A 25,364-nucleotide genomic window follows, 5' to 3' on the forward strand; every position below is an offset into this window, starting at 1 on the left:
ACGCTGCGTGAACCCGCGTGACCCCCGGTTTCCGGGCCGTTGAACCCCTAATATGACACTCCCTATGGTGAATGAATGAAGACACAGGAACGGTTCCCCGGCCTCCCCCGCAGGGACTTCCAGGGGCGATGTCGCCGGCGCTGACCATCCGCCCGGCCCTTCCGCACACACCCCAGAACAGGACTTCACCCATGTCACACACCCCCGAAAACCCCGGGCCCGGCACGCAGCCCGGCACCACCCGGATCGTCGCCGGCGAGACCGGCAAACCCAAACGCAAGCGCACCCTGGAGATCGCCCTCGTCGCGGGGCTCGTGCTCCTGATCGGCGCCGGCGCCGCCGTGGCATCCTCGCTGTCCCGCAGCCCGGAAACCGCCCCGGCAGCGGCCGCGGCGGACGCCGGCCCGGCCACCGAGCTCAAGCTCGGCTACTTTGGCAACATCACCCACGCCCCGGCCCTGGTGGGCGTCAATAAGGGGTTCATCGCCAAGGACCTCGGGGCGACCAGGCTCAGTACACAGGTGTTCAACGCCGGCCCGGCCGCGATCGAGGCCCTCAACGCCGGCGCCATCGACGCCACCTACATCGGGCCCAACCCCGCCATCAACTCCTACGTCAAGAGCAACGGCCAATCCATCAGCATCATTGCCGGCGCAACGTCCGGCGGAGCGCAGCTGGTGGTCAAGCCCGGCATCAACTCGGCCGCCGACCTCAAGGGCAAAACGCTCGCGTCGCCGCAGCTCGGCGGCACCCAGGACGTGGCCCTCCGCGCCTGGCTCGGCAAGCAGGGGTTCAAGACCTCCACGGACGGCAGCGGCGACGTCTCAATCAACCCGACCGAGAACGCGCAGACCCTCAAGCTGTTCCAGGACGGCAAGCTCGACGGCGCGTGGTTGCCCGAGCCCTGGGCCTCCCGCCTGGTGCTCCAGGCCGGCGCGAAGGTCCTGGTCGACGAGAAGGACCTGTGGGAGAAGGGCGAGTTCGTCACCACCGTCCTGATCGTCAACAAGACGTTCGCGGCCGAGCACCCTGCCACCGTGCAGGCGCTGCTGAAGGGACATGTCGAATCCGTGGACTGGCTCAACGCGGCGCCCGCCGCCGAGAAAGCCACCGTCCTCAATGACGGACTCAAGGCAGCCGCCGGCAAGGCGCTGCCGGCCGACGTCATCGACAGGTCCCTGAAGAACATCGTCTTCACCACCGACCCGCTCGCAGGGACGTACAAGAAACTGCTCCAGGACGGCATCGACGCCGGCACCACCAAGCAGGCCGACATCAACGGAATCTTCGACCTCACGGCGCTCAACAGTGTTCTGAGCGAGAGTGCCGCCGGCAAGAAGATCTCCGCCGAAGGGCTCGGCAAAGAGTAGCTCCCCGGCCTCCAACCACCCGCCACAACAGTAAGGACCAGACCATGCCAGTCGTACTGGAACACCTGGGCAAGCGCTTCGGCGCCGGCGCCCCGGTGCTGGACGACGTCAACGCCACCATCGGGCAGGGCGAGTTCGTCGCCCTGCTCGGTGCCTCCGGCTGCGGCAAGTCCACCCTGCTCAACATCATGGCGGGACTGGAGGCCCCGACGTCGGGGGCCCTGGAAGTGCCCAGCGACGGCGCCGCCTTCATGTTCCAGGACGCGGCACTGTTTCCCTGGCTGACCGCGCGGGAAAACATCGAGCTGGCCCTGAAGCTCCGCGGCGTCGGGAAAGCTGATCGCCGGGTCAGGGCGGGGGAGTTGCTGGACCTGGTGCACCTGGGCGGCGCGGGCGACAAACGGCCCCACGAACTCTCCGGCGGGATGCGCCAGCGCGTGTCCCTGGCCCGGTCGCTGGCCCAGGACCGCCAGCTGCTCCTCATGGACGAGCCCTTCGCGGCCCTGGACGCCATCACGCGGGACCTGCTCCATGACGAGCTGGAACGCATCTGGAAGGAAACCGGCCGGACCATCGTCTTCGTCACCCACAACGTCCGCGAGGCCGTCCGGCTTGGCCAGCGCGTGCTGCTGCTGTCATCCCGGCCCGGCCGCGTGGTGCGGGAATGGCACGTCAGCGAAGAGCACCGCACCGACGCCGGACTGGCCGGCCAGCTCACCGGCGAAATCACCGCCCGGCTACGCGAGGAGATCCGCCGCCATGCCAAGTAACCAGCTACCCGTGGCGGAAGCCCCGGCCGAGACCCGCAAAGTCCATGCCGCGCTGACCCGGTCCTCCACCGGCAAGGAAGATCTTCGCGAGCTCGAAGCGGGCCTCGATTCCCTGCAGTCAGACTCCATCCGCAAGGTCCGCATCGACTGGAGCCGGATCCTGCTGCCGGTGGCTGCGCTCGCGGTGCTGATTATCCTGTGGCAGTTGTACGTCTCCCTCGGCTTCAAGCGGCGCGACGTCGTGCCCGGCCCCCTGGATGTCGTCGGCCAGGTCGGAACCTTGTGGAGCGAGGGCAAGCTTCAAGAGGCCGTCTGGACCTCGCTGCAGCGCGGCGTCGTGGGCTTCTTGATCAGCGTGGTGATCGCGACGCCGGTGGGTCTCGTGCTGGCCCAGGTGGCACCGCTGCGCCGCGCGTTCGGGCCGCTGATCTCCGGGCTGCAGGTGCTGCCGTCGGTGGCCTGGGTGCCGGCCGCCATTCTCTGGTTTGGGATCACGGACGCCACCGTGTATTTCGTGGTGTTCATGGGTGCCATTCCCTCGATCATCAACGGCCTGATCTCCGGTGTGGACCAGATTCCGCCGCAGTACCGCAGCGTCGGAAAGGTCCTGGGTGCGTCCCGGCTCCAGCTGGCCCTGCAGATCATCCTGCCGGCGGCCCTGCCCGGGTACCTCGGTGGCCTCAAGCAGGGCTGGGCGTTCTCGTGGCGCTCGCTCATGGCGGCGGAAATCATCGCCGTCGGCGGCACCATCGGCTTCGGTCTGGGCTCCATGCTGGACCAGGGCCGCGTCCTGTCCGACATGACCATCGTCATGTCCGCGATCCTGCTGATCCTCGCCGTCGGAATCCTGATCGAACTGCTCGTGTTCGCCCCGATTGAAAAGCGGTTGCTCCGCCGCCGGGGCCTCCTGGTCGGCAGCACCCGCTAGACCCACCACCCAGCCCCACCAAAGCAACGCGGGGTCACTTACGGCCGATATCCGTTGGGTTTATCGGCCGTAAGTGACCCCGCGTTGCTTTTGCGATGACTCCTTGCCCGGGCCCGGGCACGGGCCTACACTCGCGCCTAGAGGCCGGGTTGCGGCCCCTTCCACGGCTGATGCAAAGCCCGATTCCTAGGAGGTCGCTGTGGCAGCAAAATTTGGCGTGCTGGCCCTGGTCGAAGCCAAAGCGGGGAAGGAACAGGACGTCTGGGACTTCCTGAACGGAGGGCGGGAGATCGTGCTGAACGAGCCCGGAACGCGCACCTGGTATGCCTTCCGGGTCAACGAGAACACCTTCGGCATCTTCGACACCTTCGATACCGAGGAGGACCGGCAGGCCCACCTGGGCGGCGCCATCCCCGCCGCACTCGGCGAACACGGTCCCGCCCTGCTCGCCAAGGATCCGGACATCAAACTCATCGAGCTCATCGCCGTGAAGTAGGCCGTGGCCCGCGCCCCTGCGGGGCGGGGGCACATTGACACAAACACGCCGTCATTCTGGCCCGAGATGACTGCTCCGGACGTCAAAGTGCCCCCGGACCGCTCCCAGCCTGCCCAGTTAAGCCCGGATGAGCCCACACGAGACCGCAATTATGTGACGCGGCGTTACCTTGCGTGAACTGGTGTTGCCGCACCGTTGTTCCGCTATGTGACGCCGCCCTATCGTCGATGCATGGCAATTCAGGACATTTACCCCACGGCGCTGCGTCTCCTCGGCCGTCCCGTGCTGGTGGTCGGCGCCGGACCGGTGGCCGCCCGGCGCACCAAGGGCCTGCTCGACGCCGGAGCCCGCGTCACCGTCGTGGCACCGGTCGCCTGCCCGGCGCTGACTGAACTCGCCGACGCCGGCCTCCTGAACTGGGAGCCCCGCCCGTACCGCCCCGCCGACGTCGACGGCGTCTGGTTTGTCCAGACCGCCACCGGCGACGCCGCCGTGGACGCCCGGGTCTCTGCGGACGCCGAGGCGCAGCGCATCTGGTGCGTCAACGCCTCCGACCACGAAGCGTCCGCCGCCTGGACGCCCGCCGTCGCCGTGGTGGACGACGTCAAGATCGCCGTCAACGCCGGTGGAGACCCCCGCCGCGCCATGGCCCTGCGGGACGCCGTCGCCACCGCCCTGGCCACCGGAGACCTGCCGCTGCGCCGGCACCGTCTTTCCGGGACGGGGGCAACTCCCGGATCCGTGGCCCTCGTGGGCGGCGGCCCCGGCGACACCGGACTCATCACCGTCCGCGGCCGCCGGCTCCTTGGCCAGGCCGACGTCGTGGTGGCGGACCGGCTCGGCCCGCGTGAACTCCTGGCCGAACTGGCCCCCGACGTCCGCGTGGTGGAGGTCGGCAAGACCCCCGGCCACCATCCGGTGCCGCAGTCCGAGATCAACCGGATCCTGGTCGAGGAAGCCCTGCAGGGCCACCGCGTGGTCCGGCTCAAGGGCGGCGACCCCTATGTGCTGGGCCGCGGCGGCGAGGAAGCCGAATTCTGCCGGCAGCACGGCGTCGAGGTTGAAGTGGTTTCCGGCGTCACGTCGGCCATTTCCGTACCAGCCGCCGCCGGCATCCCGGTCACGCACCGCGGGCTCGCCAAAGGCTTCAGTGTGGTCACCGGCCACGAGGAACTCGCAGAAGTTCCGGCCCGTGCCGACCACACTGTGATCCTGCTCATGGGTGTGGGCCAGCTGCGCGATTCCGCAGCCTCCCTGGCCCGCGCCGGTTTGCCTCTTCAGACGCCTGTTGGCATCGTAGAGAATGGATACCTGCCAAACCAGCGGGTGACCATCGGAACCCTCGGGACCATCGCGGACCAGGCGGAGGCCGCAGGCGTAGCGAACCCCGCCGTGATCGTGATCGGCGACGTGGTCCGCGTCAGCCCGTTCGCGCCGTCGCACTTCAAGACCGCGGACTACAGCACCACCTCCCCGAACGCTCCCCGCACCACCAAGACCCGCGTACTGACCCCCTAAACCCGTCGATTGCTCCATAACTGCCGTTATCAAGCCCCAAAAGGGCGTTTGTGGAGCAACGGATGCAGAAGAACAAAGGAACACAGCCGTGTCAACTAGCACCCCCGTAGGAACCGCCGCCCGCCCGCTGCGCGTCGCCGTCGTCGGCTCCGGTCCCGCCGGCGTCTACGCCGCGGACATCCTGACCAAGAGCGAGGCCGTCAAGAGCGGCGAGCTCACCGTCAGCATCGACCTCTTCGACCGCTACCCGGCACCCTACGGCCTGATCCGCTACGGCGTGGCCCCCGACCACCCCCGCATCAAGGGCATCGTCAACGCCCTGCACAAGGTCCTGGACCGCGGCGACATCCGGTTCTTCGGCAACGTGGACTACGGCACGGACTTGTCCATCGATGACCTCCGCACCCACTACGACGCCATCATCTTCGCCACCGGCGCCATCAAGGATGCGGACCTCAACATCCCCGGCATCGAGCTCGAGGGCTCGTACGGCGGCGCCGACTTCGTGTCCTGGTACGACGGCCACCCCGATGTGTCCCGCGACTGGCCGCTGGAGGCCAAGGAAATCGCCGTGATCGGCAACGGCAACGTGGCCCTCGACGTGGCCCGCATGCTCTCCAAGCACGCCGACGACCTCCTGGTCTCCGAAATCCCGGACAACGTCTACGCCGGCCTGAAGTCCTCGCCCGTCACGGACGTGCACGTGTTCGGCCGGCGCGGGCCGGCCCAGGTTAAGTTCACGCCCCTGGAACTGCGCGAACTCTCCCACTCCAAGGACGTGGACATCATCCTCTACGCCGAGGACTTCGAGTTCGACGCCGAATCGGACCGGCAGATCCAGAGCAACAACCAGACCAAGACCATGGTGGGCACGCTCACCAACTGGATCGCCGAACAGCCCGAGGACCTCTCCGAGCTCACCGCGTCCCGCCGGCTGCACCTGCACTTCCTGCACAGCCCCGTCGAGATCTACGGAGAAAAAACAGACGACGCCGGGACCCCCGGCCGCGTCGCCGGGATCAAGTTCGAGCGCACCGAACTGGACGGTACCGGCAACGCCCGCGGCACCGGCGAGTTTGTCGACTACCCGGTCCAGGCCGTGTACCGCGCCATCGGCTACTTCGGCTCCGCCCTCCCCGAGGTCGAGTTCGACCACAGCAAGGGCGTTGTTCCGAACGACGGCGGCCGCGTCCTGGACGCCGCCGGCAGCCACGTGCCGGGGCTCTACGCGACCGGCTGGATCAAGCGCGGGCCGGTGGGACTGATCGGCCACACCAAGGGTGACGCCCTCGAAACTGTGACCTACCTGCTCGAGGACCGCGAGAACCTGCCGGTGGCCGCGTCGCCCGCCCCCGAGGCGATCGTCGATCTCCTGGCGGGGCGCGGCGTCGAGTACACCAGCTGGGAAGGCTGGCTGGCCCTGGACGAGCACGAGCGCGCCCTGGGTGAGAAGGCCACCGCCGCCGGCGGGTCGCACGGCGTCGCCGTCCAGCGCGAGCGCATCAAGGTGGTCCCGCGCGAGGACATGGTGGAAATTTCCCGCGGCGGAGTGGCCGCAGAGGTCTAAACGCCCGCCTCGCAACTGCAACGCGGGGTCACTTCGCGCCCATAATCCCCTCCGGGACGGGCGCGAAATGACCCCGCGTTGTGTGTTAACGGAGCAATCCCGCCGGGTAGTCAGTAGGCTTACCGTCATGAATGAGCAGCGCATGCAGACCCCCGGCGCAGGATCGGGCCAGTGAGGCTCCGCCACAGCAACGCGTCCGGCCGCGGATACCGCAGGGTTCCCGCCGGGACCGGGTTCAGTTACAAGGACCTGGACGGCTCCACTCTGCCGCCGGGCCCCGTGCGGGAACGGCTCGAGGGCATCGGGATCCCGCCGGCATGGACCGACGTCTGGATCGCCCCGTACGACAACGGGCACATCCAAGCCACGGGCGTCGACGCGGTGGGCCGGCGGCAGTACATCTACCATCCGAGCTGGCGGGAACGGAAGGACCGGCTGAAGTTCGACCGTTCGCTCCAGCTGGCCGAGACCCTGCCGACCGCACGCCGCCTGGTGACCATGGACCTGCGCTCGGAAGGCCTGACCCGGGAACGCGTGCTGGCGGCCGCCTTTCGGATGCTCGACAGCGGATCGCTGCGCGTCGGCTCGGAGCGCTACACCAACGAAAACGGCAGCCACGGCCTCGCCACCCTGCTCTGCGCCCACGTCAAGGTGCGCAAGAACGAACTCCGGCTCAGCTTCCCGGCCAAGAGCGGCAAGACGTGGGAGTCACGGATCGACGACGCCGACCTCGCCGCCGTCGTGCGCCAGCTCAAGCGCCGCGGCGGCAACGCCCGGCTGCTGGCCTACAAGGACGGCCGCAATTGGCATCCGGTGTCGAGCACGGACATCAACGAGTACGTCAAGGAGCGCACAGGGGAGGACTTCACCGCGAAGGATTTCCGCACCCTTCGTGGGACGGCGGCGGCAGCGGTCAGCCTGGCTCTAAGCGGCCCGCAGGCGAAAGTCTCGGCCCGGAAGAGCGCGGTGAGCCAGGCCATGCAGGACGCGGCCGCGGTCCTGGGCAACACGCCGTCGATCGCCCGGAAAAGCTACGTGGATCCACGGCTGCTGGACCACTTCGCGGCGGGGGAGACGATCGACCCGAGGCGGCTGGATTCCGCCGAGTCCGAGATCCGCGCCCTGCTGTACCAGGAAGGCGACGTGGTGCCGCTGCGGAAGGCCGCGGGCTAGTAGCATCGCGCCGGCTTGGTTCGGCCGGCGCGGCTACATCCGGCCGAAGCGCGCCCGGACCAGCGCGAACACGCCGTAGGCAATGAACCCCGCCCCGATCGCCAGGAGCAGGTATGGGCCGAAGGGGTGGTCCCTGAGCGCCTTGAGGCTGCCGTCCAGGCCGGTGGAGGAACCGGGGTTGTTGGTCGCCGCGGCGATGACGAAGAGCAGCCCGGTCAGGATCAGCGCCAGCCCTTTCGACACGTGGCCGGTGACGCCGAGCACGCTGATCAGCTTGCCGCGGCGGGTCCCTTCGAAATGCTGCAGTTCCTCCTTGAACTTCTTCCCGAAGCCCTTGACGATGAAATACACGCCGATTCCCATGATGGTGAGCCCGAGGCCGACCAGGGCCGGGACCCCGAACGGTGACTGGACCAGTGCGGTGCTGAAATCCCGCGTCGAGTCGCCCGAATCGCCGCGCTGGCCGAGCCCGAAGCCCGCGAAGCTCAGCCCGACGCTCCCGTACGCAATGGCAAGGAAGCCGGAGGAAATGAGTTTGCCCAGCTGTTCCCGGCGCGGCAGGTGGCGGCCCCGGAGCGTCGCCTCGCTCAGCTGCCAGAGCGCGAGGCCCGCGCAGGCGATGCAGGCCGCCCACATCACGGCCGGCCCCCAGGGGTTGGCGGCGAGTTGTTCGATGGCGCCGGTGGGTTCGGCCTGGCCCGGCGCGCCCAGGACCAGGGCGACGGCGATGGCCCCGATCACGATATGAAGCACTGCCATGACGGCGAACCCCGAACGTGCGACGACGTCGAGCACGCTACTGTTCGACGCCGCTTCCGCAGAGTCGACGGCGTCGCCGATGGCGGCTTCGATCCCGGACTTTTCTTCTGCCACGTTGATGCTGCCAAACCTCATCTGGTCCGGTGGACCAATGTCGTGCCCCGGCGGCGTGCCGGTGGTGTGCTGGTGTGCCTGCGGTGGTGTGTCTACCCGCCGATTCTACGCGCGGCGAAGCGGCAGCCGCGTGGACTACCGCGTTTTTGGTAAGTGTGCTTACCATGGCCGGGTCATGGCCCCGCTCGTGGACATGCCGCGGACCGGCAGCCTTGCTGCCCCTGCGATTCGGATTCGAAGACAGACGATAGGAAGCTCAACATGGCAGGTAATCTTGTTGCCCGATCCATTCACGACCTGACGGCAGCCGCCTGGTTCGGCGGTTCCCTGATGGGCGCCATTGGGCTCAACGGTGCAACGGCTGTTGCCAAGGACCCGGCGGAACGTACCCGCCTCTCAAGCCTGGGCTGGAAGAAGTGGGCGCCGTACCAGACGGCGGCGTTTGGGGCGCATTTCCTTTCGGGCCTCGCCGTCATGTGGGAGAACAAGGGCCGCATGGCCAAGCAGGACGGCGTCACGCGGCTGAGCGTCTACAAGTCCGTCGTCACCCTCGCCGGCGCCGCTGTGACCCTGTACGCGGGCCTGCAGGGAGCCAAGGTCGAAAAACTGGCCGCCGAGGGCGCCAAGGGTGCCACCGAGCCCAAGCCTGGCGCCTCCGAGGAACTCCGTTCCGCGCAGCAGCAGCTGAAGATGCTTCAGTGGGCCATCCCCGTGTTCGCCGGCTGGGTGATTGTTCTCGGCGCCAAGCACGGCGAGATGCAGCGCCCCAAGAACGTCCTGAAGGGCCTGGTCCGCTAGCCCCGGCACAACCCGGTAAATGCCACTGGAGGGGCCGGAACATCGCGTTCCGGCCCCTCCAGTGGCAGGTCCGCTCACGCTGGAACGGGGCACTCACGCCGGAACAGGGGGAGCCGAGACTGCGGCCCGGTTCTTCGATTCCCGGGCCCGCAGGATGATCTTGAACAGTTCACCGAGGAACAGCAGCACCACGCCCGGCACCAGGCAGAGCAGCCACTGCTGGCCGGTGAGCGGCTCGGTGCCGAACAGGTCCTGCATCACCCTCATCTGGGTGATCAGCATCGAGCCGAGGACGGCCCACGCGAACGCCCAAAGCAGCTTCGGGTTGGACACCGTGGCGGGCCCGAAGGCGCTCTCGGTCGGGTAACGCAGATTGAGCGCCACGAAGATGTTCATCAGCCCCAGCCCCACCACGGCCATGGTCTGGCCGACCTCCAGGGAACCGTAGGTGGTCTTGCCGATCTGCACGAGGATCAGCGTCGCGGCCGCCATGAAAAGCCCGACGACGAACAGGCGCACCATCATCGACCGGACGAGGATCGGCTGATTGAAGGGCCGGGGCTTGCGGTCCATGATGCCCGGCGTCGCGAGATCCAGGCCCATCACCGCCCCGATCGGGGCGACGATCGCCATGTGGATCCACAGCACCTGGGCCGGACTGAGCAGGGCCGTGCCTGCGATGGCGAACGCCGAGGATCCGATGAACGCCAGAATGAACATGAACAGGTTGGCGACCTGGATCCGGATGAACTTCTGCAGGTTGTCGTACACGAGCCGGCCCTCTTCGACCGCCGCGACGATGGTGGCAAAGTTGTCGTCAGCCAGGATCATTTTGGCCGCGCCCTTGGCGACGTCGGTGCCGGTGATCCCCATCGCGATCCCGATGTCGGCAGCTGCAATGGCCGGTGCGTCGTTCACGCCGTCGCCGGTCATGGCGACGATGTTGCCCTTGCGCTTGAGCACCTCGACCAGCCTGACCTTGTGTTCGGGGGCGACACGGGCAATCACGCCGATCCCGTCCACCTGGCTGTCGGCCTCCGCGTCGCTCATGGCCGCGAACTCGGCCCCGGTCACCGCGCGGCCCCTGATGCCCAGTTCCTCGGCGATTGCCGCAGCCGTGACGGCGTGGTCGCCCGTGATCATCCGGACCCGGATGCCGGCGTGCTTTGCCCTGGCGATGGCGGCCACCGCCTCGGCGCGCGGCGGGTCCACCTCGCCGATCAGCGCCGAAATCTCCAGGTCCTGCATCAGCGCCATCAGGTCACCCGAAGGCTGGAACGTCGCCGGGTCGAACTCGCGCTGCGCCAGGGCGAGCACCCGCCTGCCCTGGCTGGCAATGCGATCGTTCTCGGCAAGCACCTTGCCCCGCATTTCGTCGGTGAGACGCTCGGAGCGACCGCCCGGCATCCGGCCGAAAGAGGACCTGCTCAGGAGGACGTCGGGTGCCCCCTTCACGTAGGCCCGGATCACGGGCCTGCCATCGGCCCCCGGCATCCGGTGGAACGTGGCCATGAACTTGTAATCGGAATCGAACGGTACCGACGCCACACGCGGGTTGTTCCGGCGGAATTCCCTGACGTCCACGCCGCCCTTCTGTGCGAGCACGTACAGTGCCGCCTCGGTGGGGTCCCCGACCACCTCGCCGTCGTTGATATCGGAGTCGTTGCACAGGGCGCAGGAGTACATCACGTAGTCCAGGTCCCGCTCGGCGTCGCCGGTGGTCCGTTGAATCTGACCGTCGAAGCTGTAGCCCTCACCGCTGACGGTGTAGTGGTGCTGCACGGTCGTGATCTCGCGCACCGTCATCTGGTTCAGGGTCAGGGTGCCGGTCTTGTCCGAATTGATGGCCGACGTGGAGCCCAGGGTCTCGACCGCAGGGAGAACCTTCATGATGGCGTTCTTTTTGGCCATATTGACCGACCCGACGGAGAGGATGGTGGTGACGACGGCGGGCAGCGCGTCCGGGATGGAGCCGACGGCCAGCGCCACACCGATTCCGAAGAGCACCGCGAAGGACTCGCCCGAGGCCAGGCCCATTACGACGATGGCGATAAACGCGAAGAGGGCCGCGACAATGATGAAGATGGTGAGCCGGTCCACCTGCTTGGTCAGCGGAGTCTTCTCCGCCTTCTGTCCGGACAGCATGTGGGCGATGTGGCCGACCTCCGACCCCATGCCGGTGGTGGTGACGAGGATTTCGCCATGGCCCCGCGTCACGTTCGTGTTCATGAACGCCATGTTCAGGCGGTCGCCGATGCCGACGTCGTGCCGGCCGATGGTCGCGGTGTCCTTCTCGACGGCGACGCTCTCCCCGGTCAGGGCGCCCTCCTCGATCTGGAGGGTTGCCGCCAGGATGATCCGGCCGTCCGCGGGGACGCGGTCACCGGCGTCGACCACCACGATGTCGCCGGGGACGATCTGCTCGGCGGGGAGCTCCACAACGTCACCGTCGCGGCGCACCTTGGCCATAGCCTTCATCATCTGCCCCAGGGAGGCGGCGGCTTCCTCGGCCTTGCCCTCCTGGTGGTAGCCCAGCCACGCGTTGAACAGCGTCAGCAGGGCCAGACCAATAGCGGTTCCGTATTCCGCGATCAGCAAGCTGACCAGGGCGGCGACCACAAGGACGATCTGCATGTAGTCCTGATAGTGCTTGAAGAACCGTTTCCACACCGGCTCCTGCTTTGCGGCGGCCAGGGCGTTCGGGCCGTACTCCTGCAGCCGCTGCTGCGCCTCTCCCGTGCTCAACCCGCCAACCGGATCCACCTTCAGCTCGGCCGCCACTTCCGCCGGCGCCAGCGCGTACCAGCTCGCGTCCGCCTCCGCCGGGGCCACCCCAGCTACTGCTCCGGGATCGTCGCTCATGACTTCCTCCTCATCGCCGGGTGCGGTGCTAGAACGGGGTGGGGATGTGCCGAACGGCCAGTGCCGGCTCGGTGTAATCGCCAGCCTTCTGGCGCTTGGGGAGTTCGACGTCGAGCCCCGGGTACGGCTCGTAGGGCACCTGGCTGAGGATATGGCTGATGACGTTGAGCCGGCCGCGCTTCTTGATGTCATTGTGCGCGACGTACCACGGCGCCCAGGCGGTGTCGGTCGCCTCGAACATGGCGTCCCGGGCCCGGGAGTAGTCGTACCACCGTTTGTAGGACTTCAGGTCCATCGGAGAGAGTTTCCAGGTCTTGCGGGGATCGTCCATGCGGCTCTCGAGCCGCCTGGTCTGCTCGTCCGCGCTGACCTCGAGCCAGTACTTGAGCAGGATGATGCCGGAGTCGACCATCGCCTTCTCCACCATCGGAGTCATGTCGAGGAACCTCTGGGTCTGCTCCGGGGTGCAGAAACCCATCACCCGCTCCACGCCCGCACGGTTGTACCAGCTGCGATCGAAGATGACCACCTCGCCCGCCGCCGGGAAGTGCGACATGTACCGCTGGAGGTACATCTGCGACTTCTCCCGCTCGGTCGGTGTGGGGAGCGCCACCACGCGGAACACCCGGGGGCTCACCCGCTCGACGATGCGCTTGATCGTGCCGCCCTTGCCGGCCGTGTCGCGGCCTTCGAAGACGATGCAGATCTTGGCTCCGGTGGACTTCACCCACTCCTGCATGGCGACCAGTTCACCCTGCAGGACGGCCATCTCCGCTTCGTACTCCTTGCGCGACATCTTCTTCCCGGCGCGCTCGTCCTCTGCGTCGGAGCCCTTGGTCTTTTTCTTCTTCTTGCCCACCATCGACCTCCTCGCGACGTACTTGCTGAGGTAAACCACACGCTGCGACACCGGCGAGACGTTCATCCAACGAGACCGGCACCCCGGCCCGGGGACCAGGGCGCAACTGCATTTGTCGCGGGCACCCTCGTGCGGCGTCCTGCCATTCTTAGTGTTGACCGCGGCTGGGGTCCGGTCTACGGCACTAAGACCCTAATGGGCGTCCGCGGAACCGGGTGTCCCAGTCGAGCCGGCCCCTGCTGCTGGGCGCAGGGGCCGGCCGTCTGGACTCGGCGCTGACGCCGATGATGGCGGGAACCCGCCCGGCCGCGAGGCCGGTGCGCGGGTGGCGGCCGCCACTGAGACAGAGCATCTTCCGTTCACCTTGGGAATCCCTTGGGCTACTCCTGGAGCCATTCCGCGCAGGAATTCAGGTTCCGGGTGACGCTCTCGACGGCGGCCGCCTCGTCGCGGTCGGAAATCGCGGCCACGAGTTCGTCGTGGCCCTCCTGCGGCAGGCCGTTGAAGCCTCCCCGCCGCTGCTGGCGGAGCAGGTCATTGTGGAATACGCTGCCGAAGCTGACATACAGCTCATGCAGCAGCGGGTTGGCGGACGCCTGCGCCACGCGCGCATGGAAGTCCCAGTCTGCCCGGGCCCACGCGGCGTAGTCCTCGGCCAGCCAGGCGGCACGGCGGGCGGTGAGCAAACCGCGCAGGGCGGTGAGGTCGTCGGCCGTCGCGTGGCGTGCAGCGAGCCGGGCCGCCTGGGTGTCCAGCCCGACACGGACCTCGAGGATGTGCTCTTGGGAGTGGTCCTGATACATCCGCTGCGTGGCGCCTGCGATCTCGCTCGTCGCGCGGACGTAGGTGCCGTCCCCGCGGCGGACCTCGAGCATTCCGCTGTGGGCGAGCGCCTTGATGGCCTCGCGCAGGGTGCCACGGGAGACCCCGAACGCGGCCATCAGCTCAGGTTCGGCCGGAATGCGCTGCTGCAGCGGCCACTCGCCCGAGTGGATCAGGGCCCGCAGCTTAGCAGTGATTTCCTCCGCCAGCGGCGGCCGGTGCGAAGCCGTGAGGGTCATCGCCGGGTTCCTTCCGAGGAGTGAGGGGTGGCCGCCCGCAGCTTCTTGGCCGCCAGTTCCCTGGCCCGCAGCTCCTTCGGTCCCGCCGAGAGGAGGTGGCCTACCGCGATCTGGCCGAGGGCCACGGCCAGCAGCAGGGCCAGGGGCAGCGTCCAGGAATTGGTGGCGCTGTGCAACAGGCCCATGCCGAACGGCCCGAGCGTCGCCAGCAGATACCCGGCGGACTGGGCCACGGTGGACAGCGCGGTGGTCTCGGCCGTGCTGCGGCCGCTGCGGCTGATCATCACCATGACCAGCGGGAAGATGCCGAGTCCGAAGCCGACCAGCACAGCGGTCAGTGGAGACCAGGCAGGGGGCAGGACCAGCATGGCCAGGATGCCCAGGGCCATCGTCACGGTGGCAAGGTAGAACGCCGTCCGCAACATCCGGGGGCGTGAGCCGATGGCCACCAGCACCATGCCGGCGGGGACGGAGACGAGCTGCATGAGTCCGAACATGAGCCCGCTGTCGGAGGCGGTGAGGCCCATGGTGGCCAGCATGTAGGGGAACCAGCTGAGCACGGCATAGGCCAGGAGCGCCTGCACCGTGAAGCCGAGGGTGATCAGCGCGCCCGTGCGGGTCCGCAGCAGGGGCCATGGCGAAACCCGGGCAGCCTTGCCGGCGGAAGCGTTGCGGTGGGCGTGTACCGCGATCGGGAGGAAGCCGAGGCAGGCGCCCAGGGCCAGGAATCCGATCGCGCCGACGCCCGCCGAGGGCGAGCCCAGGGCCTGGGCCACCGGAACGATCAGCACGGCGGTGGCGGTGGCGCCCGTGGTCATGGTCAGCGTGTAGACGGCGGTCATGAGGGACGTGCGGTCCGCGAAGTGCACCCGGATGAACGAGGGCATGGCCACGTTGCAGATGGCCAGCCCGGACATCCCCGCCACGGTACCGGCCAGCAGCATCCCGGTGGACGGGACGCCGCGGAGCAGCAGCCCGGCCGCCAGCATCACGAGGGAGAGCAGGATGGCTTTTTCCAGCCCCAACTGCCGGGTAAGCCAGGACGTGGCAGCACCGGCCACGGCGAAACACAGCGTGGGGATTGAGGGGAGCAGGGCTGCGATCAGCGGGCCATAACCCAGGACAGCCTGCAGGTCGTGGAAGAGCGCGGCGGCGCCGGTGATGCCGGCGCGCAGGTTGAGCCCGATGAGCACGAGCGCCACGACGCCGGCGACAATCACGCCGCGCGGGCGGACCGCGCCGGGTGGAGCTGTCTGGGAAGGTGCGGAAACCGCCGTGCTGCTAGCCATAGCTAAAGGTTAGACGTTTGATGTTTGAGAATCAGCCTTTAGTGGCGAATATCTCGGCAAGTGACAACCCACAAAATGCAACGCGGGGTCACTTAGCGCCCATTGTGCGGCCCGGAATGGGCGCTAAGTGACCCCGCGTTGCTTGGGTGGTCAGCGCGGGTGCCGGGCGCTGAGCCGCTGCACCGCGAGCGCAAGCCAGAGCTGCACCCGGTCCGCTGTCTGTGCGGGGTCGTATCCGGTGAGTTCGGTGATCTGCGCCAGCCGGTAACGGACCGTGTTGCGGTGCAGGGTCAGTTCCTCGGCGACGGCCGCCACCGAGCCGTTGTTGCCGAGGTAGCTTTCCAGCGTGGCCATGAGTTCGGCCCCGTGCGCCGCGTCGAAGGCCCGCAGCGGGTTCAGCGATTCGTTGGCCATGTCCGCCAGCGGAACGTCCTCGCTGGCCAGCAGTAGCGAGGTCAGGCTCAGCCGCTCGGGCTCGTTGACCGGCAGCCCGTGGCTGGCCGCGTCGCGGGCCTCGAAATAGCTCCAGCGCAGGCCGTTGGGCTTGGTGTACGCCCCGCCTATGCCGATCGTGGCATGGATCCCGGCCTCGGCGAGGTGGTCGCTGAGGCTGCGGGCAAGGGCGCTGGCGCCGCTGCCGTCGTCGGGCACCACCACCACGAGGTCCTTCCCGACTACGGAGCCGACCGCCGCCGCAAGCGGCTGGGGCAGCGAAGAGCTGCCCAGCTGTTTCTGGTGGGCGGCCGATTCGGCGAGCAGGACCACGTTCTTGCGGGTGCTGTTGATGCCGACGCCGGCCAGGCGCCGGGTGGCTTCGGACGCCTCCAGCGTGCCGTGGATGACGTCGTCGAGGACCTGGCCGGCCAGCGCCCGCTGCGCCTGCCGTTGCTTGACCATGTTGTTGAGCTCAACGCTGATCAGGTTCTGGGCGTAGCCCACGATGCCCGTGTCCTCGAACGGCTGCTTCACCCACAGGGTGCAGGCGTCGCGGCGACCCGTGGGAATGGGGTAGGACGCCCAGCCCTCGGCCTTGGGCGCCGGGTGGCCGGCGACGCTGTTGTACAGCTGGGCGGTGAACTGGGTCAGGACGATCTCGGTGCGCAGCATCGACCCCAGGTGTTTCAGGAGCTCGGCGAGGCCGCCGCCGGTCAGCAGCGCGCGGGCCAGGATCTGGTGCCCGGCGATGAGCCGCTCAAGCTTGACCAGGTGGTCCGCGGACTGGGCATCGGCCACGAGCTTTCCGATCGCGATGAAAGGTGTCTCGTACGGCACTTCCACCACCGGCAGCCCCCACCGGTTGGCCTCGGCGATCAGGGCCGGCGGAACGGCGTCGTGCGTCAGGCCGACCCCGAACCCGATGCCCACCGCACCTGCCCGCTGGACCTGACGCACAAACCGGCGCTGCTCCGCGGCGCTCTTGAGCCGCATCCCGGTTGTCAGGATCAGTTCGCCGCCATTGAGGAACCGCTGCGGATCCTCCTGTTCGGTGACGGCCACCCAAAGAATGTCCTGGTGCCAGGTGGTTTCGGCGAGTCCGGCCTTGGTGAGATTCAGGGACGGAACTCCCAGCAGGGCAGCGAGTGAAATGGCCATGGATTCAGGATAGCCGGGTGCTGGTCAAGCGCACTAAAGTTCCGCTGGGATGGTGTGCAGGTGCCTATTCCCTGCGTTGCCCCGCTGGCATAGGCTCGTGACCAGTCACACATCCGTCATTGGCAGTAAGAAAGAGGTTGTACACCGTGGTTCAAACCTTGCAGAACTTCATCAACGGCGAGTTTGTCACGCCCGCCGGCACAGGATTGCTGCCCATCGTGAACCCCACCAACGGTGACGTGGTGGCGCAGGCGCCGATTTCGGTACAGGCCGACGTCGACGCCGCCATGACGGCCGCCAAGGACGCCTTCAAGACCTGGAAGCACACCACGCCCGGGCAGCGGCAGCTCATGCTGCTCAAGCTCGCGGATGCCGTTGAGGCCAACAGCGACGAGCTCGTCGAGGCCCAGCACCGCAACACCGGCCAGGTCCGGTCGCTGATCGCCTCTGAGGAAGTGGCCGCCGGCGCCGACCAGCTGCGCTTCTTCGCCGGTGCGGCCCGCATCATGGAAGGCAAGTCCGCCGGCGAGTACTTCGAAGGCCACACCTCCTACGTGCGCCGCGAGCCGATCGGCGTCGTTGCGCAGGTGGCCCCCTGGAACTACCCGTTCCTCATGGCCATCTGGAAGATCGGGCCGGCCCTGGCCGCCGGCAACACCGTGGTCCTCAAGCCCTCGGACACCACCCCCGAATCCACCCTGGTGCTGGCCCGGCTCGCCGGTGAGATCTTCCCGGCCGGCGTCGTGAACGTGGTCCTGGGCACCGGCGAGACCGGCGCCATGATGGTGGAGCACAAGGTCCCCGGCCTGGTCTCCATCACCGGTTCCGTCCGCGCCGGCATCGCCGTCGCCTCGGGCGCCGCCAAGGGACTCAAGCGCGCCCACCTGGAACTCGGCGGCAAGGCCCCCGCCATTGTGTTCGCCGACGCCGACATCAAGAAGAGCGCCGCGGCGATTGCCGAGTTCGCCTTTTTCAACGCCGGCCAGGACTGCACGGCGATCACCCGGGTCCTGGTCCAGGATTCGGTGCATGACGACGTCGTCGCCGCCATGGTGGAACACACCAAGACCCTGCACACGGGTTCGCAGAACGACGAAGACAACTACTTCGGCCCGCTGAACAACGTCAACCACTTCAACGCGGTCACGTCCGTTGTCGAGCATCTGCCTGCCAACTGCAAGATCGAGACCGGCGGCCACCGCGCGGGCGAGAAGGGCTTCTTCTTCGAACCCACCATTGTCACGGGCGCCAAGCAGAGCGATGACATCGTCCAGAAGGAAACCTTCGGCCCGGTCATCACGGTGCAGAAGTTCAGCACCGAGGACGAGGCAGTGGAGCTGGCGAACGACGTCGACTACGCCCTGGCCTCCAGCGTCTGGACGTCCAACCACGGCACCGCCATGCGCCTGAGCCGGGACCTCGACTTCGGTGCCGTCTGGATCAACACCCACATCCTGCTCACGGCCGAAATGCCGCACGGTGGCTTCAAGCAGTCCGGCTACGGCAAGGACCTGTCCATGTACGGCGTCGAGGACTACACCCGCATCAAGCACGTCATGAGTGCGCTCGACGCATAACGCAGACGCATAACGCTGCTAACTCAACCTGACGCATAACTCGCGCGCTCAACCGCACGCTTAGAAAGGCTTTCCCATGACCACCACGGCACATGACATCACCTACCGGCTCGAACAGAAACGCCGCGTCCAGGCCGACTTCCCGGGCCCCAAGTCCGTCGCCCTGACCGAGCGCCGCAAGGCCGTGGTCGCCGCCGGCGTCGCCTCCAGCGTCCCGGTCTTCGTGGCCGACGCCGACGGCGGCATCATCCACGACGTCGACGGCAACTCCTTCATCGACCTCGGCTCCGGCATCGCGGTGACCAGCGTCGGCGCCTCGGACCCCGCCGTCGTCGGCGCCGTGAAGGAAGCCGTGGAGCACTTCACCCACACGTGCTTCATGGTCACCCCGTACGAAGGCTATGTGGCCGTCGCCGAGCAGCTGAACCGCCTCACTCCGGGCGACCACGAAAAGCGCACGGTGCTGTTCAACTCCGGCGCCGAGGCCGTCGAAAACGCCGTCAAGGTGGCCCGCCTGGCCACCGGCCGGGACGCCGTCGTCGCGTTCGACCACGCCTACCACGGCCGCACCAACCTGACCATGGCGCTGACCGCCAAGGCCATGCCGTACAAGACCAACTTCGGCCCGTTCGCGCCCGAGGTCTACCGCATGCCGATGAGCTACCCGTTCCGCGAGGAAAACCCGGAGATCACCGGTGCCGAGGCCGCCAAGCGCGCCATCACCATGATCGAGAAGCAGATTGGCGGCGAGCAGGTTGCCGCGATCATCATCGAACCCATCCAGGGCGAGGGCGGCTTCATTGTCCCCGCCGACGGGTTCCTGCCCGCGCTGGCGGACTGGGCCAAGGACAAGGGCATCGTGTTCATCGCCGACGAGGTCCAGTCCGGCTTCTGCCGCACCGGCGAATGGTTCGCCGTGAACCACGAAGGTGTTGTCCCGGACATCATCACCATGGCCAAGGGCATCGCCGGCGGCATGCCGCTCTCCGCCATCACGGGCCGCGCCGACCTCCTCGACGCCGTCCACCCGGGCGGCCTCGGCGGCACCTACGGCGGCAACCCGGTGGCGTGCGCTGCAGCTCTGGCCTCGATCGGCTCGATGGAACAGTACGACCTCAACGGCCGCGCCAAGCACATCGAAGAGATTGCCCTCGGCAAGCTGCGCGAACTCGCCGCCGAGCTTGCTGACAGTTCCGTGATTGGTGACATCCGCGGCCGCGGCGCCATGCTGGCCATTGAACTCGTCCAGGCCGGATCCAAGGAGCCGAACCCGGAGCTGACCAAGGCCGTCGCCGCAGCCTGCCTCAAGGAGGGTGTCATCATCCTCACCTGCGGCACCTACGGCAACGTCATCCGGCTGCTGCCGCCGCTGGTCATCAGCGACGAGCTGCTGCTGGACGGCCTCGGGGTCCTGGCCGCGGCCATCAAGGCCAACGCGTGACCCTAGGCACCATGGGCTAAGGCCCAATGAGCTGCCGGGAAGGCGATCCTTTCCCGGCAGACGCAGGAGGCCCGGCATGCCCGGCGCTACCCGAAAGCGGGCGACTCAGCGGAGGAGCCGCGGACATCTTGTCCGCGGCTCCTCCGCTGATTCCGTCCTGTTTTCTGTTTCGGCCCCGCACCCGGCCCTACTTCCAGGCGGTCGCGTCCAGCTGGATCGCGACCACGTACAGGTGCTGGCCCTGCTCAATCTTCTCCACCTCAATGACGCGCACTTTGGTCTCCGGAACGGTTCCCATCGGACGGCCGACGCCGATTCCGTAGCTCAGCACGCCCTCGAAGTCCCCGGCGGGCGCGTAGCTGGTGAGCGCCGGGTATCCGATTGCCGGTGGCGGCGCGTTGGTCACGGTGCTGGCCGTGCCGTCCGCGGTGTGCGCCTGGGCCCCGCGGAACGTCACCTCGAGGAGGGTTCCCGTGCCGGGCATCGGGATGGGCAGGCCGCTGCCGTCGTCGACGAGTTCGGGGACCATTTCGACGTCGTAGCTGGGGAACCCGCCGGCGAACCGGAAGCTCAACTGGTCATACGGCGGGGCATCGGAGGGGTGCTGGCCCGCGCCGATGGCGGATAGCGTCGGCAGCGGTGCCGCCGGCGGCGGCGCGATGGGCACGGGATTCTCATGGTCGGTGTGGAACGGGGTGGTCGGCCCCGGCACCGACCAGTCGTGCGTGACCGTGGAGGAGATCACCTTGTCGCCCGGTTGCGGCGGTGCCGTTTCGTCGGCATCCCCGGTTGCGGACGGCGACGGGCTGGCGGTCGGGCTGGCGGAGGCAGCCGGGGACTGCGACGCCGGCTGGCTGCCGGCGGAGGGCTGCGGGGCCGGCGGCGTGCAGGCTGTCATGACCAGCAGGAGCGTCAGGGTTCCCAGCCCCGCGGTCCGCGACCGGGTCCTGCGGTTGCGAATGGCGTCCATGATGCGCTCCCCTCGACCACCCCAGCGTAGGCCCGGAAGATTGTGCTGTTCAGGGTCATAAGTCACCACCTTTGAGGGCCCGCTGGACTAGAGTCGTTCCTATCCACTGCAGGAACGCAGACCGGCCGACGTCGCCCGGAACCCCCGGGGCGCAGCTGGCATCTGCCCCAGACCCAAAAGGGGTTCATACATGCGATACGTAGTCGGCTATACACCCACCGAACGCGGTGCGGACGCCGTTGCCCTGGCCTCAGCCATGGCTCGGGCACAGGGAGCCCATCTCGACCTGGTCTATGTGGTGGATCGGCACACGCCTTATGTGGCGATGAATCCGGAAGGAAACCAGGTCAGCGCCGCGGAGCAGAAAATCCGCTCGGCGGAACGCCAGGGAATGGAGCTGGTTCCTGAGGGGCTGGAGGCGCACTTCCATGTCCGCCAGGCGGAATCTTTCGCGGCTGGCCTGATCGAGGCCGCACTCGAGTTCAGGGCCGGCCTGATCGTTGTGGGTGCCGCCAGCAACGGCCTGTTCAAGCGCCATACCGTGGGCAACGTGGCCAACGCCCTGCTGCACGCGGCCCCGGTCCCGGTGGCCCTGGCGCCGCGCGGCTACCGCCGCACCGAAGCCGTCACGCGCCTGACCCTCGCCGTGGGCCAGCGGGCCGGAGCGGAGGCGGCGATCGACGTCGCGATCGAATCCGCCGAGCGCCGCGGGGTGCCGCTGCGGCTGGTTTCCCTCGTGGAACTGGACGTCGAGGGGGACGGCGGGGAAAACGTCAACGCTGCCCACATCCACGCCAACACCATCCTGGCCGCCGCGGCGCACCGCCTCCCGGAGGGCCACCACGTCAGTGTGGAGGTCGCCCACGGGCGCACGATCGAGGAAGCGATCGACGACCTGGAATGGGACGACGGCGAGGTGATGATCGTCGGGTCCTCCCGCCTGGCGGAGAAGTACAAGCTGTTCATCGGCAGCACGGCCTTCAAGGTGTTGCGGGCGCTCCCCGTTCCCATGATCGTGGTCCCGCGCGACTACCAGCGCGTGGATTCCCTCCCGGAGGTTTGAGGCCTCGGGGCCAGGACCGCCCAGTACGCGGGAATGCGGCAGGGCGGTCCGCCGGCCTCCATCGGCACGGTCTCCAGGACGGTGGGGCCCTCAGCGATGAGGGTCCAGCGGTCCGGGGGAAAAACGCGCGAGCGTTGCCCGGGGCCGAAGTGGCCCGGTTTCGGCAGGGCGGCAATGGCCTGGCGGAGCGGTCCCGGGATCCGCTTACCGGTGGCGCCCAGTTCCCGCAGGTAGCTTAAGGCGCCGCCCGGGACGTTCGTCTCGACGAGGTAGAGCCGGCCCCGGGTGCCAAGGAGGGCCTCGATGGAGCCTGCGAGGCGGGCCTGCCGTCGCCGGCTGAGGACATGGAGAACGCCGCGGACAAAGACGTTGGCGTCGCCGAGTTCGCGTGCCAGCGCAGCCGCCGCGGCCGGCTGTGTGGCATCCAGGCTCCGGAAACTGAGGCCGGGCACCGGCGGCTGCGCGGAATGCGCGGCTGTCACGGCCTGGGGTGAGACGTCGACGCCCAGGACCGAGGGGAAGATGCCGGTGAGCCGCCGTGTGATGGTGCCGTTCCCGCAGCCGAGATCGATCACCGGAAGACTGGTGTCCATCGCACCGGCCATCGCCTGCAGGTGGTGCCGGATCTCTTCGTTCCCGGCGCCCGGGGCGGCGTCCCAGATGATCGGTTCCCTGAGGGATCCCTGTGACACGCCGCGCCAGAAGGCATCCCAGCGCCGGTCCGGGGGGCTGGGACGGTGCAGGGAGAGTACTGCGACCCTGGCTGCGAGCCGGATAGTGTCTGCCGCCCTGTGCACGCGTGTGCCTGTCTTGGGTGTGCCTGTCTTGCGTGGATCTGTCTCGCGTGTGCCCTCCGGAACGGGTCCGCTCACGCGACCGCGCCGTTTCTGTGCGCGAGCAGGTCCGTCATGTCCGCCACCGGGAGCGGCCGGCTGAAGAAGTACCCCTGGCCGAATTCGCAGTTCAGTTGCCGCAGCCTGTCTGCTTGCTCCCTGTCCTCGATTCCTTCGGCGACGGCACCCAGCCCGGCCGAATGGATCAGCTGCAGGATAGCGGCGACGAATGTTTCCTGCTGCCGGTCCGTGGTCAGCCCGTCGAGCAGGGACTTATCGATCTTCGCCTGCGCGGCAGGGAGCGTGCGCAGGTAGCTGATGGAGGAATAGCCGGTGCCGAAGTCGTCGATCTCGATCCGGACGCCGAGGTCATTGAGCGACTGCATGGTGGCGGCCACTTCCGGGCCGCCGCGCATGATCGCGGTTTCGGTGATTTCAATCGAGATATGGCAGGGATCGACGCCGTGCTCGGCCAAGAGGCCTTCGACGTAGGGTGCCAGATCGACGTGGTGCAGGTCTGCGGGGGAGAGGTTGATGTGCGTGCTGAAGTCCGAGGGAAGCCCCGGAAGGGACTTCCAGCGGCCGGTTTGCGCGATGGCGTTCCGGAGCACCCAGTGGCCGATTTCCACGGTGAGCCCGGCGTCGTCGGCGGCGTCGAGGAAGGTATCCGGGCCCAGCAGGCCCAGGGCGGGGTGGCGCCAGCGGATCAGGGCCTCGGCACCGGCAATCGCTCCGGTGCGCAGGTCCATGATGGGCTGGTACTCCAGCTCGAGCTGGTCCATCGCCAGCGCCGTCCGCAGCTCCGCCACCTGATGGACCCGCTGCTTGGCGGCCTCGTGCATGGCCGCGGAAAACACCAGGAGGGTGTCCCGTCCGCGTTTCTTGGCCTCGTGCATGGCGATGTCGGCATCGCGGATGAGTTCCTCGCTCCGCAGGCCCGGTTCCCCCAGCCGGACACCGGTACCGGCCGTGAGGGCGACCGCCACTCCGCCGGCGACGATTCTGTCCTTCAGTGATTCACCGAGCCGGGCCGCGGTCTGCAGCACCGCCTCCGTGTCCTGGTCCGCGACGAGCACCGCGAATTCATCGCCGCTGAGGCGTGCGATCACGTGGCCCGGTCCGGCCGCCGCGCTAAGCCGCAGGGCCGTCTCGCGCAGCACGGCATCGCCCGCGGCGTGGCCGAGGCTGTCGTTGATGAGCCGGAAGGAATCAAGATCCAGCAGGATCAGCGCCGGCTGGCGTCCCGCGCCGGCCCCGGCGACGGCTTCGGCCACTTTTTCCTGCAGCAGCGAGCGGCTGGCCAGGCCCGTCAGCTCGTCGGTGTCGATGACGCGCCGGAGTTCGGCTTTGGCCGCCTCGAGGAGCGCGGTCCGCTCGGCGACCCGGACTTCCAGGTCCTCGTACATGCTCTGGAGCTCTTCGGCCAGCAGGTTGATGCCGGTGGTGACTGCGTCAATCCCGTCCCGGGCCGGTGAGACCGGCAGCCGGTTCGACAGATCGCCCGAGGACAGTACGACGATGCCGTCCACGAGTTCCTCGAGGCGGCGGTCATCATCACGCCCCGTCATGGCCCTGCGAGGTCAGCCAGCGGACCGCCTCATCGCCGTTGGTGAAAAAGCGTGTTGGAACCGGCGCGGAATTGACACCGAGGAAGAAGTTGGCGAGGACCCGGTCCACGGCGGATGAGCCGAGGAGCGCGATTGCCGAGGCGTCGCAGCGTTTGGCAAACACGGCCCGGGCGGCCCGGCTGACGGACTCCGTGGTGGCCATGTCGATCAGCAACGGCGTGGGCCGGCCGCCGCACAACTCATTGACGCGATCCATGGCCAGCTGGGCGCTGGGGGCATCAATCGCCACGCCGCGGGCCCACTGAAGGCGCAAGATGCCGCTGCTGTCGAAGTCCAGGGACGAGATGTCGCGCCCGCCCGGAGTTTCACGATCCTCTTGTGGCACCAGCAATCCTCAATTTCGCCCCAACGTGTCCCCTTCATGATGACACTAACGCACAGCGGCAGAGGTGCGCAGGCCGCTAACCCGCGCGGCGGTAGGGCTAGACGATATGAGGTAGCCGGGTTTTTCGGGCTGGAACCTCCTTTTCAAAGCGGGACGTGGGTTGCCTGCCACACTTGGCGAACAGGTAGAGCCACATTTGAAATTGGAGGTTCCAGCTATGTTTGAGCGTACAAGCGTCGGCCTGGATGTCCATGCCCGTTCTGTTGCCGGATGCGCCCTGGACGCGCAGACCGGCGAGATCATTCCGCACCGGATGTCCCCGGATTATGCCGAGATTCTTGCCTGGATCGTGTCCCTCCCGGCCCCGGTG

General features: G+C 67.8%; 21 protein-coding genes and 1 pseudogene. 12 read left to right on the forward strand and 10 right to left on the reverse strand.

The annotated features are described in order from the left end of the window. Positions 1–191: 191 nt before the first annotated feature. The 7 genes from C566_RS0114915 to C566_RS0114945 all read left to right on the forward strand — a co-directional run bounded on the left by C566_RS0114915 (position 192) and on the right by C566_RS0114945 (position 7,822). Positions 192–1,370: an ABC transporter substrate-binding protein gene (locus tag C566_RS0114915; RefSeq protein ID WP_018775156.1), complete on the forward strand. Its 1,179-nt coding sequence runs from the start codon at positions 192–194 to the stop codon at positions 1,368–1,370. A 44-nt stretch (positions 1,371–1,414) separates the two neighbouring features. Then, the gene (locus C566_RS0114920) at positions 1,415–2,140 is read left to right on the forward strand and encodes an ABC transporter ATP-binding protein (RefSeq protein WP_018775157.1); all 726 of its coding nucleotides are present in this window, start codon (positions 1,415–1,417) and stop codon (positions 2,138–2,140) included. Next, entirely contained in the window at positions 2,130–3,068 is a 939-nt protein-coding gene (locus C566_RS0114925; RefSeq protein WP_026266728.1) for an ABC transporter permease, read from the forward strand. Before C566_RS0114920 ends, C566_RS0114925 begins: the two co-directional genes overlap by 11 nt. A 199-nt stretch (positions 3,069–3,267) precedes the next feature. Then, positions 3,268–3,564, forward strand: coding sequence for a putative quinol monooxygenase (locus tag C566_RS0114930; RefSeq protein ID WP_018775159.1), 297 nt, complete (start codon positions 3,268–3,270; stop codon positions 3,562–3,564). A gap of 231 nt (positions 3,565–3,795) precedes the next feature. After that, positions 3,796–5,082 (forward strand): uroporphyrinogen-III C-methyltransferase, encoded by a 1,287-nt coding sequence (cobA, locus tag C566_RS0114935; RefSeq protein ID WP_018775160.1) that lies wholly within the window; start codon positions 3,796–3,798, stop codon positions 5,080–5,082. 88 nt (positions 5,083–5,170) lie between these two features. After that, complete coding sequence (locus C566_RS0114940; protein ID WP_018775161.1) at positions 5,171–6,649, forward strand: FAD-dependent oxidoreductase; 1,479 nt, start codon at positions 5,171–5,173, stop codon at positions 6,647–6,649. A 171-nt stretch (positions 6,650–6,820) separates the two neighbouring features. Beyond that, entirely contained in the window at positions 6,821–7,822 is a 1,002-nt protein-coding gene (locus tag C566_RS0114945) for a DNA topoisomerase IB (protein WP_018775162.1), read from the forward strand. A 33-nt stretch (positions 7,823–7,855) separates the two neighbouring features. Here C566_RS0114945 and C566_RS0114950 read toward each other — a convergent pair whose 3' ends face one another. After that, the gene (locus C566_RS0114950) at positions 7,856–8,716 is read right to left on the reverse strand and encodes a DUF1206 domain-containing protein (RefSeq protein WP_018775163.1); all 861 of its coding nucleotides are present in this window, start codon (positions 8,714–8,716) and stop codon (positions 7,856–7,858) included. A gap of 240 nt (positions 8,717–8,956) precedes the next feature. Between C566_RS0114950 and C566_RS0114955 the strand changes: the two genes are divergently transcribed. Further along, on the forward strand, positions 8,957–9,493 hold the full coding sequence (locus C566_RS0114955) for a hypothetical protein (protein ID WP_018775164.1): 537 nt from the start codon (positions 8,957–8,959) through the stop codon (positions 9,491–9,493). Positions 9,494–9,586: 93 nt separating this feature from the next. On the opposite strand, the gene C566_RS0114960 is transcribed toward C566_RS0114955, so the two are convergent. From C566_RS0114960 to C566_RS0114980, 5 genes are all read right to left on the reverse strand, one after another. Beyond that, positions 9,587–12,355, reverse strand: a complete 2,769-nt coding sequence (locus tag C566_RS0114960; protein ID WP_043467043.1) for a cation-translocating P-type ATPase — start codon at positions 12,353–12,355, stop codon at positions 9,587–9,589. 28 nt (positions 12,356–12,383) lie between these two features. After that, complete coding sequence (gene ppk2, locus C566_RS0114965) at positions 12,384–13,280, reverse strand: polyphosphate kinase 2 (RefSeq protein WP_231386382.1); 897 nt, start codon at positions 13,278–13,280, stop codon at positions 12,384–12,386. A 314-nt stretch (positions 13,281–13,594) separates the two neighbouring features. Next, positions 13,595–14,275 carry a FadR/GntR family transcriptional regulator gene (locus tag C566_RS0114970; protein ID WP_018775167.1) on the reverse strand — a complete coding sequence of 227 codons (681 nt, stop codon included), beginning with the start codon at positions 14,273–14,275 and terminating at the stop codon, positions 13,595–13,597. After that, positions 14,272–15,564: an MFS transporter gene (locus C566_RS0114975; RefSeq protein ID WP_051082329.1), complete on the reverse strand. Its 1,293-nt coding sequence runs from the start codon at positions 15,562–15,564 to the stop codon at positions 14,272–14,274. The genes C566_RS0114970 and C566_RS0114975 overlap by 4 nt, the downstream gene beginning before the upstream one ends. Before the next feature lie 150 nt (positions 15,565–15,714). After that, positions 15,715–17,157, reverse strand: a complete 1,443-nt coding sequence (locus C566_RS0114980; RefSeq protein WP_018775169.1) for a PucR family transcriptional regulator — start codon at positions 17,155–17,157, stop codon at positions 15,715–15,717. A gap of 146 nt (positions 17,158–17,303) precedes the next feature. On the opposite strand from C566_RS0114980, the gene C566_RS0114985 reads away from it, so the two are divergent. Both C566_RS0114985 and gabT read left to right on the forward strand, forming a co-directional pair. Next, positions 17,304–18,734 (forward strand): gamma-aminobutyraldehyde dehydrogenase, encoded by a 1,431-nt coding sequence (locus C566_RS0114985; RefSeq protein WP_026266730.1) that lies wholly within the window; start codon positions 17,304–17,306, stop codon positions 18,732–18,734. Positions 18,735–18,810: 76 nt separating this feature from the next. Beyond that, entirely contained in the window at positions 18,811–20,175 is a 1,365-nt protein-coding gene (gene gabT, locus C566_RS0114990) for a 4-aminobutyrate--2-oxoglutarate transaminase (protein ID WP_018775171.1), read from the forward strand. 187 nt (positions 20,176–20,362) lie between these two features. Here gabT and C566_RS22155 read toward each other — a convergent pair whose 3' ends face one another. Beyond that, positions 20,363–21,145, reverse strand: a complete 783-nt coding sequence (locus tag C566_RS22155; protein ID WP_018775172.1) for an AMIN-like domain-containing (lipo)protein — start codon at positions 21,143–21,145, stop codon at positions 20,363–20,365. 190 nt (positions 21,146–21,335) lie between these two features. Here C566_RS22155 and C566_RS0115000 point away from each other — a divergent pair, with 190 nt between their 5' ends. Continuing rightward, positions 21,336–22,208 carry a universal stress protein gene (locus C566_RS0115000; protein WP_043467046.1) on the forward strand — a complete coding sequence of 291 codons (873 nt, stop codon included), beginning with the start codon at positions 21,336–21,338 and terminating at the stop codon, positions 22,206–22,208. Here C566_RS0115000 and C566_RS21595 read toward each other — a convergent pair. The 3 genes from C566_RS21595 to C566_RS0115015 form a co-directional block, all read right to left on the reverse strand. Continuing rightward, a complete protein-coding gene (locus C566_RS21595) occupies positions 22,175–23,005 on the reverse strand; it encodes a class I SAM-dependent methyltransferase (RefSeq protein WP_018775174.1) in 831 nt (276 codons plus the stop codon). The two genes, C566_RS0115000 and C566_RS21595, sit on opposite strands and share 34 nt — an antisense overlap. Before the next feature lie 71 nt (positions 23,006–23,076). Further along, a complete protein-coding gene (locus tag C566_RS0115010) occupies positions 23,077–24,609 on the reverse strand; it encodes a putative bifunctional diguanylate cyclase/phosphodiesterase (RefSeq protein WP_018775175.1) in 1,533 nt (510 codons plus the stop codon). Next, the gene (locus C566_RS0115015) at positions 24,596–25,000 is read right to left on the reverse strand and encodes a DUF7793 family protein (protein ID WP_018775176.1); all 405 of its coding nucleotides are present in this window, start codon (positions 24,998–25,000) and stop codon (positions 24,596–24,598) included. The genes C566_RS0115010 and C566_RS0115015 overlap by 14 nt, the downstream gene beginning before the upstream one ends. Before the next feature lie 211 nt (positions 25,001–25,211). Here C566_RS0115015 and C566_RS23465 point away from each other — a divergent pair. Next, positions 25,212–25,364: pseudogene (locus tag C566_RS23465) on the forward strand (IS110 family transposase); the annotation flags it as partial.

The sequence above is a fragment of the Arthrobacter sp. 131MFCol6.1 genome, from assembly GCF_000374925.1.
GTDB lineage: Bacteria > Actinomycetota > Actinomycetes > Actinomycetales > Micrococcaceae > Arthrobacter.